Below are 15,854 nucleotides of genomic sequence, written 5' to 3' on the forward strand. Positions count from 1 at the left end.
GTCCTGTTGTCATCCGCCAAAAAAGCCAGAATATCCTGTGAATCAATGAAGATTCTCTGATTCCGGCGCCGTGGCGGGTTGTATGGATTTGCCGTAATCTTCCTGTATGACCCCGGAGAGGTAATCGTTGCTTCCCGCAACCCAGGCGCAGTCGCTATCAAACCACTCCGCCCATAATAACCACATCTGGCTTTTCCACTGCTTCAATCTGCCAACAACGATGTCGCTATTCATATCCCCCTCCCCGGCACTCACCGCATGGGTGAAGACTTTACAGGAATATTATGACAATTGCTCGCTACAAACGCCGACGGCCGGTAAACAAGCTGATCAGGAACAGTATAATGCCGACCACGAAGACTATTTTGGCCGCCCATGCTGCTGTACCCGCCAAACCACCGAAACCTAAAGCTGCGGCAATTAAAGCGATAACCAAGAATATAATGCCCCAACGAAACATAAGCCTCTCCTTACCCAAATAATTGAAATATTTTTTTTCGTGTCTACCCGGATTAAGGGGAACGGCTCGCTCCCCGGGCAGGTTGCTACATTACTATTTCGTGCCCATGCCCGGGATTAATGTTCTAGGAACATTAATCCCCAAACTATTATGATTTTTGAATTACCCGCAAATCGTTTTTAACGCTTTTCACACCGTCAACGGCTTTTGCAACGCTTTCAGCGCGATCGGCTACCCGTGCATTTTGCACGCGGCCGCTGAGCTGAACCACGCCATTGTCAGTGGTCACTTTGATCTTACGCGACGGGACTACGCTGTCGGCCAGGAATTTAGCTTTCACTTCGCTGGTTATGGCGGAGTCGCTGGCATAGGATTTGGCGGTAGTACCGGCTTCTTTAACATGAAGCTTATCGCTGACGCTGCTTACGCCATCCACAGATTTGGCGGCGGTAACCGCACGTTCAGCTTGCATCTGATCGTTAACGAAACCGCTCAACGTCACCATGCCGTGATTGGTCTCAACGGAGATATCGGTGCTGTTGATGCCTTTATCGCTTACCAGCGCGCTCTTCACTTTCGCGGTAACCGCGCTGTCGCCCATATAGTTGGAGGCGCTCTTCATCGAGTTATCGATTTTAGCCGCGGTACTGTTGGCATCGGTCTTAATGGTATCATTGGCCATCGCGGAGGTGCCGGCGAGGATGGTACCGAGAACTAAAGCCGTAAGAGTCTGTGAAATATGTAAGTTTTTCATAGGTGTTTCCTTTTCGCTATCTACCCGAATCAGGGTTTTTTTTGCCGCAAATGCGGCCGTACTAACTGCCACCCGGCCGATTCACCGGGAAAGCATCAAAATCTTGGGGCACCGCGATATGGCGGTGACTCATTCGATTAACAGGATTAAGGCTATGGCTATATGTTTCTGCACAATATAGAGAGTTATTGCTTTCAAAATGCAGTCGGTAGCTTTTCACTCTAATTCAAACGGTTTAACTAGCTAAATACACCGTTTCGTCAGCGACAATTTAACTATAGACCAGAAATAACAAATTGCATGGTTATGAAGTTAAAAATCATCAAAATTGATGGATAAGCAAGGATTTAGGAACAATCCGTACTTCATGGCAGGAATAGGCATGACGGTAAAGCCAGGTTCCGGGCCCGTTGGCAACGCGCCCGGTGGATTGACTCTTCTGTCGTTCAGCCCGGCATTAACGAATGCTCGAGAATGCCGGCCCCTATTGCTATGCCAAAAACGGCGGGAGGATTAATGCTCGCGGGTTTTGTGGAAATGCACATCCGGGTAGCGTTCCTGAGTCAGGTTCAGGTTCACCATGCTCGGCGCAATATAAGACAGGTTATCACCGCCATCCAGCGCCAGATTCAGCTCGTTCTTGCGTTTAAACTCTTCGAGTTTTTTTGGGTCATTGCATTCAACCCAGCGGGCGGTGGAAACATTCACCGATTCGTACAGCGCTTCACAGTTGTATTCGCTCTTTAACCGGGCCACCACCACTTCGAACTGCAGTACGCCCACGGCGCCAACAATCAAATCGTTATTGGTAATGGGGCGGAAAACCTGTACCGCGCCTTCCTCGGAGAGCTGGACCAGGCCTTTTAGCAGCTGCTTTTGTTTCAACGGATCGCGCAAACGAATACGACGGAACATTTCCGGCGCGAAGTTCGGAATACCGGTGAACTTCATTTTTTCACCCTGGGTGAAGGTGTCGCCAATCTGAATGGTGCCGTGGTTATGCAGGCCGATGATGTCGCCGGGATAGGCTTCTTCAATATGCGAACGGTCGCCGGCCATGAATGTCAGGGCATCGGCAATCAACACCTCTTTACCGGTCCTGACCTGATACAGCTTCATACCGGTTTCATAGCGCCCCGACACGACGCGCATAAAGGCCACGCGGTCACGGTGTTTAGGATCCATGTTGGCCTGGATTTTAAAGACGAAGCCGGTAAATTTCTCCTCGTCGGCGGTAACGACGCGGGTATCGGTTTTACGCGGCATCGGCGGGGGCGCCCAGGCCACCAAACCGTCCAGCATATGATCGACGCCGAAATTGCCCAGCGCGGTGCCGAAAAAGACCGGGGTAAGTTCGCCGCGCAGGAATGCCTGCTCCTCGAACGGATGGGACGCGCCCTGCACCAGTTCCAGCTCTTCCCGCAGCTGCGCCGCCAGATCTTCCCCGACGGCTTTATCCAAATCGGGATTATTCAGGCCTTTGACAATCCTCACTTCCTGGATGGTATGGCCCTGACCGGTCTGATAGAGGTAAGTCTCGTCCTTATAGAGGTGGTAAACCCCTTTGAATAATTTACCGCAGCCGATGGGCCAGGTAATGGGCGCACAGGCAATACGAAGCTCGTGCTCCACTTCATCCAGCAGCTCCGTCGGATCGCGGATATCGCGATCGACCTTGTTCATAAAGGTCAGGATCGGCGTATCCCGCAGGCGGGTAACTTCCATCAGCTTACGGGTACGGTCTTCCACGCCTTTGGCGGCGTCGATAACCATCAAGCAGCAGTCCACCGCCGTCAGCGTCCGATAGGTGTCTTCCGAGAAGTCCTCATGCCCGGGGGTATCCAGCAAATTGATCAGGGCATGCTGATAAGGGAACTGCATGACCGACGTGGTAATGGAGATGCCGCGCTGTTTTTCCATTTCCATCCAGTCGGATTTCGCGTGGTGGCTTGAGCCTCTGCCCTTTACCGTCCCGGCGGTAAGGATGGCGTGTCCGAACAGCAGGACTTTTTCAGTAATGGTGGTTTTACCGGCGTCGGGGTGCGATATGATCGCAAAAGTTCGCCGGGCCGCAACTTCCGCGGCGTAAGAAGCATTCTTCATCTTCTGTTTCTCGATGGGTACATCTTGATGTACGCGTTTTCTAATAAAATGTTGCCGATGCCAGATTCTACATGGAGACCGGGTCTATTGATATATCCTGAGTACGTCGATTTGCAGGAAGGCGGCGGCGCGGCGAATCCCGCCGTCATCCCAATGGCAGGGCCATGATGATGGCATCCTCGCGCCCGGCGGCGGCAGGATAATAATCACGTCGCACCGAGACCTCGTTGAACCCCAGGGACTGATACAGCGCAATGGCGGCGGAATTGGATTTCCGGACTTCCAGCCATAACGTCAATATGCCCCGGTTCTCCAATTCGCCGATAAGGTATTCCAGGAGTTCTCGCCCTAAGCCGCGGCGCTGGTATTCGGGATGAACGGCGATATTGAACAGCGACGCTTCGTCAAGCACCGTTTGGGTAATGGCATATGCCGCCAGCCGTTCCCCGACGGAAAGCTTGAAATTCAGATACCGATCGCCCTGATTATCGGCGAAAGTCTTTGCCGACCAGGGGAATGCATGGCTGGCCTGCTCAATATGCCACGCATCCCGTAGATCGGCGGGGCTAAGCGGAGAAATCTTGTTCATAACGACAAATCTGCTGCCATAGATCGCGCTTGGCCGCGGCGTTGCCCAGCAGGGCGGCCAGCGGCGGCGTGGTAAAAGAGACCCCGGACAGGGAACGCGTCGCCTCAAGCCCCATCCACCAGCTGTGGCAGCGGGTCTCCGAGGGCAGCATCACTACCTGTTCAGGCGTAAGCCGGTATAACTGATGCAGTGACAGGCCCAGGCTGCGCGCCACATCCCCCACCAGAGGATGCTCCGCCGCCGGCGGCGCCTCGGCCACGATCAACAGGCGGATTTCCGGCGGCAACACCACCGCCACCTCCCCCGACAGCGCGGCGGGACGCCGCAGCGTCCATTGCGTGATACCCAGTTGATGCAACAGCCAATCGCGTCTTGATGTCATTACTTTTCCGTTCGCGAGGTAAATTCACACCGCCATGCTACCAAACCCATCGAACACGGGGCAATAAAGCACTATACTCCCCGCTCGGATTAATGAGGAGCCTTTGTCGCATGCCAGTGTTAACACCAGCCAGTGAAGTGATACTTCGTCACGAAGACGATTTTTTGAATAAGCGGGTACTGTTTGCCGGCGATGTACAGGATTTGCTGCCCGCCGAACTCGAGGCCGAAAACGTATTGGTCCATACCGCCTGGTATCATCACTGTCTGGCGCTGCAAGGGAAAATGCCCGCGGAAAACGTGCGCTACGGTTTGCTGGCGGAAGCCGATTTTGTCCGGCAATGCGATACGCTTATCTATTTCTGGCCGAAAAACAAGCCGGAAGCTCAATTCCAGCTGTTTAACGTACTCTCGTTGCTGCCCCTTGGCGCCGATGTGTTTGTAGTGGGAGAGAACCGCAGCGGCGTGCGCAGCGCCGAACCGATGCTGGCGGAATATTGCCCGTTGACCAAAATCGACAGCGCCCGCCGCTGCGGTTTGTACCACGGCAGCCTGCAAAACGCCCCGCACTTTGATCTGGACTCGTTCTGGAGCGGCTATCAGCTTGACGGGCTGACGATAAAAACCCTGCCGGGGGTGTTCAGCCGGGACGGGCTGGATACGGGCAGCCAGCTTTTACTCTCCACCTTTGAAAAGCCGGTGAGCGGCGCCATAGCGGATATCGGCTGCGGCACCGGGGTGCTGGCGGCGGTGCTGGCCACCCGGTTTCCCGGGCTGGACCTGACCCTCGGCGATGTGCATGCGCCGGCATTGGCCGCCAGCCAGGCCACACTGGACAGCAATCATCTCACCGGCAACGTGGTGGTGAGCGATGTCTATTCAGGTTTGCCGGGGCGTTTTGATATGATTTTGTCCAACCCGCCTTTCCATGACGGCATGCACACCAATCTGCAGGCGGCGGAAAATCTGATTCGCGGCGCGCAGGCCCATCTGCGCATCGGCGGCCAGCTGCGCATCGTCGCCAATGCCTTCCTACCCTACCCGGCGCTGTTGGACGCGGTGTTTGGTAACCACACCGTATTGGCGCAAACCGGCCGGTTCAAGGTCTACCAGGCTATCCATACCGTTTCACGCGGGAAAGGCAAGTCCGGCAAAGGGGCGTAACCCACATTGAATGCCAAAGCGGACAGGAGACGGAAATTTGCGCGAGGCACCGCTTTTTTTACGTCAAATGCCCGCTTCAGCTCAAATAATTATTGACCTTGACGCCAAAACCTCTAGAATTCGCCTCCGTGGTGGCAGGGCGTAAGCCAGGCCGGTGTCATGCGAAGGTGGCGGAATTGGTAGACGCGCTAGCTTCAGGTGTTAGTGTCTTAACGGACGTGAGGGTTCAAGTCCCTCTCTTCGTACCAGCACAACCACAGCCTATCGGCACGACCGACTTGCACGCGATGGTGGCGGAATTGGTAGACGCGCTAGCTTCAGGTGTTAGTGTTCTTACGGACGTGAGGGTTCAAGTCCCTCCCTTCGCACCAATCGGTGGCGATGCCGGATAGAGTGTAGTCGCGGTAAAATTCAACATGATGAAGAACGTTGTGCGAAGGTGGCGGAATTGGTAGACGCGCTAGCTTCAGGTGTTAGTGTCCTTACGGACGTGAGGGTTCAAGTCCCTCTCTTCGCACCAAATTTCTTTATCACTCATGTTCCGATAAATCCCCCTCATTAGAATCATTCGCACTGTCCGCCCATAAGCCGGCCCCGCACATCGGCGGATGACAGGAACCCATAAAACTGTTAAATTATCCTAACGGGCATTAAAATTTTAAATATAAAAACCAAACAAAATTATTAACACGAAACTCTTTCCAGGATTCGTGTCGTCTGTTATAGCCATTTTCCATCGATGGAGCTTACCAGTTAGGACATGATAAATATTTATAGTTATGATGAACTTCGTAAGAGTAAGCATCGCCTCTCGCTGCTATTGTTTCTTCTTCTTAATATCGCACTTTCGATATTTTATGTGCTTAATGCTTTAAATAATTCCGCTTCCGCTACTTTACCTTCTCTTATAGTGGCGCTATTTTGCGGGTCAGCAATAATAGCCTGTAACTTCCAATTGAAAAGCTATGCGCATGAACTGAATTTTTTTGCACTTTGTATTGGCATGTTATGGGCTTGGCATATCGACATTCGCTTTCATAACACCGCCGTCAACGATAGCGACTTTTTATTATACAGCCTGATGGTGATATTTTTTATCAGCGCCATCTCGCTCACCGATAACTTTATCGCGTTTTGCCTGCATAGTTTGCCGTCGGCCTTGACCGTTATCGTACTGGATGATTTTGCCCATATCCTGACGCTGCTTTTCACCATCGCGTTGCCTCTTGTCAGCTTTTCACTGCATAACCTCATGCAAAAACGCAGCGAAGCCTTTACGTCCGAACTGGTGAGACGGTTAAGCGAAGAAAGGGAAAAATTCAGCGATCTGAGCATGATCGATCCGCTGACCGGACTCTATAACCGCCGGGGTTTGCATAATAGGCTGAATAATCTGCCCGGCGATCGGCCGGTTCGCCACTATATACTGCTGCTGGATATCGATCATTTCAAAGCCTACAACGATAACTACGGCCATACCATGGGGGACAGCGCACTGGTGGCCGTGGCGGCAGCCATTCGTGATACGGTCCGCTCCAGGGATATCGTCGTGCGTTACGGCGGCGAGGAGTTTTTGGTCATGCTGATTGACGTCGACGAAAGTATCGCCATCGCCTGTGCCGAAGCCGTAAGGCAGGCGGTGCTGGATTTGAAAATTCCCCATAAGTTTAATGACAAGGTTTCCACTAACGTGACGTTAAGCGCCGGTATTGCCGTGATGGCCGACAATGATATTGAGGCCTCGCTGCGCGCCGCCGATACCGCGCTCTATTTAGCGAAAAACCGCGGCAGAAACTCCATTGAAATTGCCGGATATAAAACCGAGCAGCAGATGAAATTGTCCGCCAAAACCTGAATGGCCGGTGTTGTTCGACGGCATGCCAATAAATACCTCAGTATTATCTTAAACCATGGAATACTGAGGAAAAGAATATCCCGGTTATATCCCGCTGAAAATAAAATATATTAATAAGATTCAAAGAAAATATTTATTTTGAAACATTAGACCAATTATTTATAATTTAACGAATATTCTGCTCATACCGGCCTTTAGGCGCCGTTTTGCCGTTCGCTTATGTTCTTCGGTGACATTTTTCCGCTCCTCAATAAACCGCTGTTATTCTCCCGGTTTAACCGCCTTACTTGCCGCCTGTCTGATTCAGCACTAGGCTTAGTTGAGCTCAATTCTTACTAAACGGAGGACGGGATGAGCAAGAAAATCGCTGTTTTGATCACCGATGAATTTGAAGATGCCGAATTTACCTCCCCGGCTCAAGCGTATCAGAATGCCGGACATCAGGTTATCACCATAGAGAAAAAAGCCGGCAACACCATCACCGGTAAACGCGGGGAAGCTAAAGTTACCATCGATAAGGCCATAGACGATGTGAATGAATCAGACTTTGACGCCTTGTTGCTGCCCGGCGGCCATTCGCCCGATTCGCTGCGGGGGGATGATCGTTTCGTTGAGTTTACCCGCGCTTTCGCCGCCAGCGGCAAGCCTATTTTTGCCATCTGTCATGGTCCGCAGCTGCTGATCAGCGCCGACGCGGCGCGCGGCAAAAAAATGACCGCCGTCAAACCCATCGTGGTGGATCTGATCAATGCCGGGGCCGATTTCTTTGACAAAGAAGTGGTTGTGGATAACGACACGCTGGTCACCAGCCGTACGCCGGATGATTTACCCGCGTTCAATCGCGAATCACTGCGTATTCTGAATAAGAAGTAACGGTACCGATCATAGGCCTGGTTACCATCAGGCCTTTGAGCTTGTGGGCAATGTGACCGGTCGGGAAAGGCTACCAGATCGTAAACACGCCGTGAATCCATCCTTGGAGGCTCGATCCGCACCGTCCCTGGCGCGGACGGTTTACTCTTCTGGCAGCCTGTCCCTACTTATTAACTCCGAGTACGCTTGTCAGCAGTCTGATAGCCCTGGTGACCATCAGGCCTATACTCTTTCTGGTGTATTACCGGCTTCCCGGACCCAGCTTAGCTTGGTGCCGAAACCCAGCTTGTTGTTGGTAAATTTGATTTCATCCAATCTTAGCTGCCAGATGGGCGTGCTGGCGATTTTCGCCAGCGGGAAACGCGAGGTATAAAGCTTACGCGCTTCATCCGCCTGTGGGCCGCTGAGCACCGTCATTTCACCACTGTACTGGACGCCTTTGATCAGGCTGACGGTGATGGTCTGATCGCTGATGGTGCCCGCCACATGCCGGTATTGCGCCAGCAACGTTCCGTGGCGGGTGCCGTGATCCGTCAGCATATACAGCGTCATTTCGGCTTCATTAAGCGCATAAAAGCAATTGGCGCACCAGAGGCTTTGGGCATCGCCGACACTCATCGACAACACGTGCTGTTTTTTCAGATAAGCGACGATGGCTTTAAGGTCGGAGTCTGTCTTCACGGCAATTGCTTACTCTCTATAAGGTTTTTATCAGAATATAGCGGTGCGTCACAGACTGTCCACTTCTTTTCTGCCGGAAATTTCATCGTTTCTCCGATTTAGCCCCGGGCCGGTGAAATAGGTTACAATAACCGCCCCGTGACCACGATTTCCCGGAGCCTCCCGCTACGCCATGAGCACATCCTGGTATCTTTATTTAATACGTACCGGCGACGGTATTCTGTATACCGGTATCACCACCGACGTAACGCGACGGCTAAGGCAGCATGAACGCGGCGTCGGGGCAAAGGCGCTGCGGGGCAGAGGGCCGCTCACGCTGGTATTCCATTGCCCCGCCGGCGACAGAAGCAATGCTCTGCAATGGGAATATCGGATTAAGCAATTGACCCACGGCCAAAAAGAGCAATTAGTGTCCGCACCGGTATCCGCCCTGGAAGATATGTGGTCCAGCGTGTTTCCCCGGCGGGCGTGAAGTGTTCAATTCAACAGCTGGTTGAAAGGCTCGGCATATTCCACCCGACCGTTTGCGTCCGCCATCGCGTCTTCAGCCAAGGTGAAAATGTGCAGGGGGGCGGCGGCGGCGAACTGTTGGCAATGCAAATGTCCATGGGCGGCGGGAACAAAGCCCAGCGCTGCGTAATAAGCGGGATCCCCCTGCACCACCACCCCGCGATAGCCGAACTCGTTAAGCATATCCAGCGCTTCATACACCAGTTGCCGCGCGATGCCCTGATGGCGAAATTCATCTTCCACCGCCAGCGGCGCCAGCCCCACCCATTGGCAATCTTCACCTTCGATCCACACCGGGCTGAAGGCGGCATAACCGATTACGCCGCCCTCTGGGTCGGTGGCCACAATGCCCAGGGTGAGAAGTCCGTCCTCACGCAGCCGTTGCACTAAATCCGCCTCGGCATCACGTTGAAAGGCGCGGCGCAGCAGAGCATCAATACCCGGCGCGTCAACCGGTATTTCCGCCCTGATCAGCACGACGGGGAAACGCGGATGCCTTCACCGCCCGCGCCCTCTTTTAACCCGGCTTCAATAAACTCGGCCATTTGCGCCAATGCGATGCGCAGCAGCGCAGGCATCGTGGTCAGATCAACGGCATCCATCAAATTCTTGACGTACAAACCCAACTCGGTATCTCCCTCAATGCGCAAACGGCGCTGGAAAAACAAGGTATCGGGATCTTCCTTCCGGGCGGCAATCAGGATGAGATCGTTGGCATTACCGCTAAAACTCACCTCCGCTTGCGCCTGACGGCTGACTTTCAACTGACCGTCGTCGATGGTCATATACCACTCCAACGCCATGTCGGTAACGTCGATTCTCAGCCAGCGGCCGGATAAAAACTCCAACTCGCCTTCCGCCAGCGCTTCGCGAAACTGCCAGCGCAACACTTGCTCCAACACTTGGCGCTTAAGCGCGAAAGGGGTGAATTTGATTGGCAAGCGCAATAGCGACGGCCCCCGGCGCACTATGTCTGCTCGTAGTTTATCCAACACTGTTTCTACTCCTCTAAGAACCTTAAGCTATTTTGCCACAGTGAATAAAACCAATCGGGGTCTATATCAATTATTTTCCAACAAAGATCGCCTATTTCCCTTAGGAAATTATGGTTTTCAAGCCGCCATTACGCCATAAGCTGCCCCAAATCAAAATACCGGCGGCACGCCTTATTTAGAATTGCCACAATCACGCATGATCATTTGCCGATAAAACAAGCTGTTGGCCAATGAACTTTTAATGCCTTCCCCAATCTGGGGAAGGTTCATCCAGCAATCGGGAGCCATATGGAGTTGCTCTGTCCCGCCGGCAACCTGCCGGCCCTCAAAGCGGCGGTGGATAACGGCGCCGATGCGGTTTATATCGGCCTTAAGGACGATACCAACGCCCGCCATTTCGCCGGTCTTAATTTTACCGAAAAACGTTTCAATGAAGCGCAGGAGTATATCCATCGCCACCGGCGAAAACTGCATGTGGCCATTAACACCTTCGCCCATCCCGACGGCTACGCCCGCTGGCAGCGCGCGGTTGACACCGCGGCACAGGGCGGCGCGGATGTCCTGATCCTGTCCGATCCGGCCATGCTTGAGTATGCGGCGGAACGCTATCCGCAGGTGGAACGCCATGTTTCGGTACAGGCGTCGGCAACCAACGAAGCCGCCATCCGTTTTTATCAGCAGCATTTCGCCGTATCAAGGGTGGTACTACCCCGCGTACTGTCCATGCATCAGGTGAAACAATTAGCGCTTACAAGTACCGTACCGCTGGAAGTCTTTGCCTTCGGCAGCCTGTGTATTATGGCAGAGGGACGCTGTTACCTCTCCTCTTACCTGACCGGTGAATCGCCGAATACGGTGGGCGCCTGCTCGCCTGCGCGTTTTGTCCGCTGGCAGCAAACCGAGGCGGGGATGGAATCGCGCCTGAACGATGTCCTGATAGACCGATATCTGCCGGAGGAAAACGCCGGCTATCCCACCTTATGCAAAGGCCGCTATTTTGTGGACGGCCAGCGATACCATACCCTGGAGGAGCCCACCAGCCTCAATACGCTGGCACTGCTGCCGGAGCTTATGGCCGCCAATATCGCCTCGGTGAAAATAGAAGGACGGCAGCGCAGCCCGGCCTATGTCAGCCAGGTGACCAAGGTCTGGCGCCAGGCCATCGACAGCTGCCTGGCGGATCCCCGGCATTTCGAACCGCTGGCCGCCTGGAACGAAGCGCTGGGCGCGGTATCCGAAGGGACCCAAACCACCTTGGGCGCCTATCACCGTCGTTGGCAGTAACAGGAGACCGACATGAAATATGCATTAGGACCGGTACTCTATTACTGGTCTAAAGCCGATATCGAGGCGTTTTACGCCGCCGCCAGCGCCGGCAGCGCCGACGTTATCTATCTGGGAGAAACCGTCTGCAGCAAACGCCGCGCGCTTAAAACCGGCGATTGGCTGGAATTGGCGGCCGCCGTGGCGCAGTCGGGCAAGCAGGTGGTTCTTTCCACTCTGGCGCTGATTCAGGCGCCATCCGAGCTGACGGAAATAAAGCGTTATCTCGACAACGGTGATTTTTTGCTGGAAGCGAACGATATCGGCGTGGTCCAAATGGCGGCGGAAAAAGGTTTGCCTTTTGCGGCGGGTCCGGCCCTGAACTGTTACAACGCCTATACGCTGCGTATTTTGCATCGGCAAGGCATGGTGCGCTGGTGTATGCCGGTAGAGCTGTCGCGGGACTGGCTGCAAAATATTCTACTGCAGTGCGAGGAATTGGGATTTCGCCGGCAATTCGAAGTGGAGCTGTTCAGCTACGGCCATTTGCCCCTGGCCTATTCCGCCCGCTGTTTCACCGCCCGCTCGGAAAACCGGCCGAAAGATGAATGCCAGACCTGCTGTATCCAATATCCCCAAGGCCGGCGGGTCTTGTCCCAAGAGCAGCAGCAGGTCTTCGTGCTGAACGGCATACAGACTCAAAGCGGTTATTGCTATAACCTGATCAATGAGCTGCCCTCCATGGTGGATTTGGTGGACGTTGTGCGCCTGTCCCCGCAGGGCATGGATACCCTGGCGATGCTGGAGCGCTTTCGTGCCAATGAGCAGGGACAGCGGCCGTTGCCCCTAAGTCAACATGCCGATTGCAATGGCTATTGGCGCCGGGTCGCCGGATTGACATTGGTGGAGTGACAGCCCCGTCACGGGATCGGAGGCGGATACGGAACAAACGGCCCAGCTTTTTATGCGTATCGAAAAATTCCATTTTGGTTGATACTCATAGTTATCATTAGCCGGCAAAGCTATCGGCGCCATTGACTGCGAGTAACATTATGGCACAACAACCCGTTCCGTTTTCTCTTCTCGATCTCTCTCCGGTGCCGCAGGGCGCGACGCCCCGTCAGGCATTCGAATCGTCCCTGGATCTGGCCCGTCATGCCGAAACCTGGGGTTATAACCGCTATTGGCTGGCGGAGCATCACAATATGACCGGTATCGCCAGCGCCGCCACCTCGGTCCTGCTGGGTTATATCGCCGGCGGTACCCAGACCCTGCGTCTGGGATCCGGCGGAGTCATGCTGCCGAACCACTCCCCGCTGGTGATAGCTGAACAGTTCGGTACCCTGGCGACGCTCTATCCGGGCCGGATTGATTTAGGCCTCGGCCGGGCCCCCGGCACCGATCAACGGACCATGGTGGCGCTGCGCCGCCATCTCGCCGGCGATACCGAAAATTTCCCCCGCGACGTGCAGGAGCTGTTGATGTATTTCGACGACGTGCAGCCCGGGGCGCCCGTCCAGGCGGTGCCGGGCCAGGGCCTGCATGTGCCCATATGGCTGCTGGGCTCAAGCCTCTATAGCGCCCAGCTGGCCGCGGCCCTGGGTCTGCCGTTCGCCTTCGCCTCCCATTTCGCGCCGGATATGCTGTGGCAAGCGTTGGACATCTACCGTGAACAGTTCAAGCCTTCGGCTTCGTTGGAAAAACCCTACGCCATGGTCTGCATCAACGTAATTGCCGCCGATAGCGATCGCAACGCCCGCTATCTGTTCACCTCAATGCAGCAGCAGTTTACCAATCTGCGCCGCGGCCGACCGGGTCCGTTGCCGGCGCCGGTGGAAGATATCGAAGCGTTATGGTCGGCGGGAGAACAGTATGGCGTCGAACAGGCGCTACGCATGTCGGTGGTGGGGGGCCGGGAAAAGGTCCGTGCCGGTCTGCAGGCAATATTGACCGAAACCGGGGCCGATGAGCTGATGATTAACGGACAGATTTTTGATCACCAGGCCCGGCTGCGCTCATTTGAAATCGCCATGAGTGTTAGGTCGGAGCTGACGGTGTAATTCTCACCGGCCGAGGCCGGATTCAGGGCAAAAAAAAACCGCCGATAAGGCGGTTGATTTTGTTGACAAAGTGCCTGGTCGGGACAGGCTGCCAGATCGTAAACACGCCGTAAACCCATCCCTGGGGGCTCGATCCGCGCCATCCATGGCTCGGACGGTTTGCTCTTCTGGCAGCCTATCCCGCCTTATTGACTCCGAGCACATTTGCCAGCAGTCTGAAACCGCCCTTGGGCGGTTTGTCATCCTATCTTATGCATCACTACCGAAACGGCGGCGGCCTGCCGGTGCGGCGGCGCTGTCGCCATCACGGCGCGGGGCGCGCTGGCCGTCGCGGCTGAAACGGCGCTCGGTGCTTGCTCCGCCTTCACGGCGATCGCTGAAGTTACGGCGGGCCGGCGCGCCGGCTGGAGCGCTGCCGCCTTCACGACGTTCACCGCCGCCGAAACCGCCGCGAGGTGCGCCGCCACGGCGTTCACCGCGGGGTTGGGCCTGGGCTTCACCCACAAATTGCATATTCATCGGCTTGTTAAGAATACGCGTACGGGTGAAATGCGACAGCATATCCCCCGGCATACCCTTCGGCAGTTCGATGGTGGAGTGGGAAGCGAACAGCTTGATATTGCCGATGTACCGGCTGCTGATATCGCCTTCGTTGGCAATGGCGCCCACGATATGGCGAACTTCCACCCCGTCGTCACGGCCCACCTCAATGCGGTACAAATCCATTTCACCCACGTCGCGACGTTCACGGCGTGCCGGACGTTCACCACCGGCACCGGCGCTTTCCGGGCGGCGTTCATCACGTTCGCGGAATTCACGGCGCGGACGACGGTCAATAACCGGATCCGGCGGCAGGATCAGCGGACGTTCGCCCTGGGCCATTTTCAGAAGTGCCGCGGCCAGGGTTTCCATATCCAGCTCTTCCAGCGGCTGAAGCTTCGCCAGCAGGGCGCGATACATATCCAAATCGCTGCTTTCCAACTGGGCCTGGACCTTCGAGGCGAATTTTTCCAGACGGCGCTGGCTGAGCAACTCGCCGGTAGGGATTTCCACTTCTGGAATAGCCAGCTTCATGATACGTTCGATATTCTTCAGCAAACGGCGTTCGCGGTTCTCAACGAACAGCAGCGCGCGTCCGGCGCGGCCCGCACGGCCGGTACGGCCGATACGGTGCACATAGGATTCCGAATCCATCGGAATATCATAGTTCACCACCAGGCTGATACGATCCACATCCAGTCCGCGAGCCGCCACATCGGTGGCAATCAGAATATCCAGACGACCGTCCTTCAGGCGATCCAGGGTTTGTTCACGCAAGGCCTGGTTCATATCGCCGTTAAGGGCGGCGCTGTTGTAACCGCTGTGCTCCAGCGCTTCCGCCACTTCCAGCGTGGCGTTTTTGGTGCGCACGAAGATGATGGCGGCGTCGAAATCTTCCGCTTCGAGGAAACGCACCAGCGCTTCATTCTTGCGCATGCCGTGCACCGTCCAGTAACTCTGGCTGATATCGGGACGGGTGGTCACGCTGGACTGAATCCTGACTTCCTGCGGATCGTTCATGAAACGACGGGTAATCCGGCGAATCGCCTCAGGCATCGTGGCGGAAAACAGCGCCGTCTGATGCTTGGCGGGGATTTGCGCCATAATGGTTTCCACGTCTTCGATAAAGCCCATACGCAGCATTTCATCGGCTTCATCCAGCACCAAACCGCTGAGTTTGGATAAATCGAGGGTGCCGCGTTTCAAATGGTCCAGCAGACGACCCGGCGTACCCACGACAACCTGCGGCCCTTGGCGCAGGGCGCGCAACTGGACGTCATAACGCTGGCCGCCGTAAAGCGCCACCACGTTAATGCCTTTCATATGCTTGGCAAAATCGGAAATCGCTTCCGCGACCTGTACCGCCAACTCACGGGTCGGCGCCAGAACCAGCACTTGGGGAGCGGCCAGTTCCGCATCAATATTATGTAATAGGGGCAAAGCAAACGCAGCGGTCTTCCCGCTCCCGGTTTGCGCCATGCCCAGGACATCACGGCCCGCCAGCAACTGCGGGATACACTCTAACTGGATTGGCGATGGTTTTTCGTAGCCCAGATCGAGAAGAGCGTTGAGGATGGGAGTGGAGAGTCCCAAATCAGCAAAGGAGGTTTCAACTTCAGACATGTA

17 protein-coding genes and 3 tRNA genes are annotated in these 15,854 nt (G+C 55.0%); 10 read left to right on the forward strand and 10 right to left on the reverse strand.

All coding sequences use genetic code 11. The annotated features are described in order from the left end of the window. Positions 1-42: 42 nt before the first annotated feature. The 6 genes from ACL2XJ_RS02225 to ACL2XJ_RS02250 form a co-directional block, all read right to left on the reverse strand. Complete coding sequence (locus ACL2XJ_RS02225; RefSeq protein WP_132925838.1) at positions 43-234, reverse strand: CsbD family protein; 192 nt, start codon at positions 232-234, stop codon at positions 43-45. Positions 235-298: 64 nt separating this feature from the next. Beyond that, complete coding sequence (locus ACL2XJ_RS02230; RefSeq protein WP_132925836.1) at positions 299-460, reverse strand: DUF1328 domain-containing protein; 162 nt, start codon at positions 458-460, stop codon at positions 299-301. Between the two features lie 148 nt (positions 461-608). Further along, positions 609-1,214, reverse strand: a complete 606-nt coding sequence (osmY, locus tag ACL2XJ_RS02235) for a molecular chaperone OsmY (protein WP_132925834.1) — start codon at positions 1,212-1,214, stop codon at positions 609-611. A 513-nt stretch (positions 1,215-1,727) separates the two neighbouring features. Further along, entirely contained in the window at positions 1,728-3,317 is a 1,590-nt protein-coding gene (prfC, locus tag ACL2XJ_RS02240; RefSeq protein ID WP_132925832.1) for a peptide chain release factor 3, read from the reverse strand. Between the two features lie 145 nt (positions 3,318-3,462). After that, positions 3,463-3,906, reverse strand: a complete 444-nt coding sequence (rimI, locus tag ACL2XJ_RS02245) for a ribosomal protein S18-alanine N-acetyltransferase (protein ID WP_203523935.1) — start codon at positions 3,904-3,906, stop codon at positions 3,463-3,465. Then, the gene (locus ACL2XJ_RS02250; protein ID WP_413725515.1) at positions 3,884-4,288 is read right to left on the reverse strand and encodes a DNA polymerase III subunit psi; all 405 of its coding nucleotides are present in this window, start codon (positions 4,286-4,288) and stop codon (positions 3,884-3,886) included. Before ACL2XJ_RS02250 ends, rimI begins: the two co-directional genes overlap by 23 nt. A 110-nt stretch (positions 4,289-4,398) precedes the next feature. Between ACL2XJ_RS02250 and rsmC the strand changes: the two genes are divergently transcribed. The 6 genes from rsmC to ACL2XJ_RS02280 all read left to right on the forward strand — a co-directional run bounded on the left by rsmC (position 4,399) and on the right by ACL2XJ_RS02280 (position 8,179). After that, a complete protein-coding gene (gene rsmC, locus ACL2XJ_RS02255; RefSeq protein WP_413725516.1) occupies positions 4,399-5,451 on the forward strand; it encodes a 16S rRNA (guanine(1207)-N(2))-methyltransferase RsmC in 1,053 nt (350 codons plus the stop codon). Positions 5,452-5,612: 161 nt separating this feature from the next. Beyond that, positions 5,613-5,699, forward strand: a tRNA-Leu gene (locus ACL2XJ_RS02260). 36 nt (positions 5,700-5,735) lie between these two features. Continuing rightward, positions 5,736-5,822: transfer RNA gene (locus ACL2XJ_RS02265), tRNA-Leu, on the forward strand. A 62-nt stretch (positions 5,823-5,884) separates the two neighbouring features. Continuing rightward, positions 5,885-5,971, forward strand: a tRNA-Leu gene (locus ACL2XJ_RS02270). Positions 5,972-6,211: 240 nt separating this feature from the next. Beyond that, complete coding sequence (locus tag ACL2XJ_RS02275) at positions 6,212-7,306, forward strand: GGDEF domain-containing protein (protein ID WP_413725517.1); 1,095 nt, start codon at positions 6,212-6,214, stop codon at positions 7,304-7,306. Positions 7,307-7,657: 351 nt separating this feature from the next. Beyond that, the gene (locus ACL2XJ_RS02280) at positions 7,658-8,179 is read left to right on the forward strand and encodes a type 1 glutamine amidotransferase domain-containing protein (protein WP_413725518.1); all 522 of its coding nucleotides are present in this window, start codon (positions 7,658-7,660) and stop codon (positions 8,177-8,179) included. A 222-nt stretch (positions 8,180-8,401) separates the two neighbouring features. Here the strand turns inward: ACL2XJ_RS02280 and ACL2XJ_RS02285 are convergent, their stop codons facing one another. Then, on the reverse strand, positions 8,402-8,860 hold the full coding sequence (locus ACL2XJ_RS02285) for a YhbP family protein (RefSeq protein ID WP_413725519.1): 459 nt from the start codon (positions 8,858-8,860) through the stop codon (positions 8,402-8,404). 172 nt (positions 8,861-9,032) lie between these two features. Between ACL2XJ_RS02285 and ACL2XJ_RS02290 the strand changes: the two genes are divergently transcribed. Further along, positions 9,033-9,332: a GIY-YIG nuclease family protein gene (locus tag ACL2XJ_RS02290; RefSeq protein ID WP_132925819.1), complete on the forward strand. Its 300-nt coding sequence runs from the start codon at positions 9,033-9,035 to the stop codon at positions 9,330-9,332. 5 nt (positions 9,333-9,337) lie between these two features. On the opposite strand, the gene ACL2XJ_RS02295 is transcribed toward ACL2XJ_RS02290, so the two are convergent. Both ACL2XJ_RS02295 and ubiT read right to left on the reverse strand, forming a co-directional pair. Then, complete coding sequence (locus ACL2XJ_RS02295; RefSeq protein WP_132925817.1) at positions 9,338-9,847, reverse strand: GNAT family N-acetyltransferase; 510 nt, start codon at positions 9,845-9,847, stop codon at positions 9,338-9,340. Next, on the reverse strand, positions 9,841-10,365 hold the full coding sequence (gene ubiT, locus ACL2XJ_RS02300; protein ID WP_132925815.1) for a ubiquinone anaerobic biosynthesis accessory factor UbiT: 525 nt from the start codon (positions 10,363-10,365) through the stop codon (positions 9,841-9,843). The genes ACL2XJ_RS02295 and ubiT overlap by 7 nt, the downstream gene beginning before the upstream one ends. 288 nt (positions 10,366-10,653) lie before the next feature. Between ubiT and ubiU the strand changes: the two genes are divergently transcribed. The 3 genes from ubiU to ACL2XJ_RS02315 all read left to right on the forward strand — a co-directional run bounded on the left by ubiU (position 10,654) and on the right by ACL2XJ_RS02315 (position 13,688). Further along, entirely contained in the window at positions 10,654-11,649 is a 996-nt protein-coding gene (gene ubiU / locus ACL2XJ_RS02305) for a ubiquinone anaerobic biosynthesis protein UbiU (protein ID WP_203523941.1), read from the forward strand. 12 nt (positions 11,650-11,661) lie between these two features. Further along, the gene (locus tag ACL2XJ_RS02310; RefSeq protein ID WP_132925811.1) at positions 11,662-12,540 is read left to right on the forward strand and encodes a U32 family peptidase; all 879 of its coding nucleotides are present in this window, start codon (positions 11,662-11,664) and stop codon (positions 12,538-12,540) included. A 140-nt stretch (positions 12,541-12,680) separates the two neighbouring features. Next, positions 12,681-13,688 (forward strand): luciferase-like monooxygenase, encoded by a 1,008-nt coding sequence (locus tag ACL2XJ_RS02315; RefSeq protein ID WP_413725520.1) that lies wholly within the window; start codon positions 12,681-12,683, stop codon positions 13,686-13,688. Positions 13,689-13,937: 249 nt separating this feature from the next. On the opposite strand, the gene ACL2XJ_RS02320 is transcribed toward ACL2XJ_RS02315, so the two are convergent. After that, on the reverse strand, positions 13,938-15,851 hold the full coding sequence (locus tag ACL2XJ_RS02320) for a DEAD/DEAH family ATP-dependent RNA helicase (protein WP_132925807.1): 1,914 nt from the start codon (positions 15,849-15,851) through the stop codon (positions 13,938-13,940). Between the last annotated feature and the right edge of the window lie 3 nt (positions 15,852-15,854).

Source organism: Sodalis sp. RH16, assembly GCF_047324245.1.
Lineage (GTDB): Bacteria > Pseudomonadota > Gammaproteobacteria > Enterobacterales > Enterobacteriaceae > Acerihabitans > Acerihabitans ligni.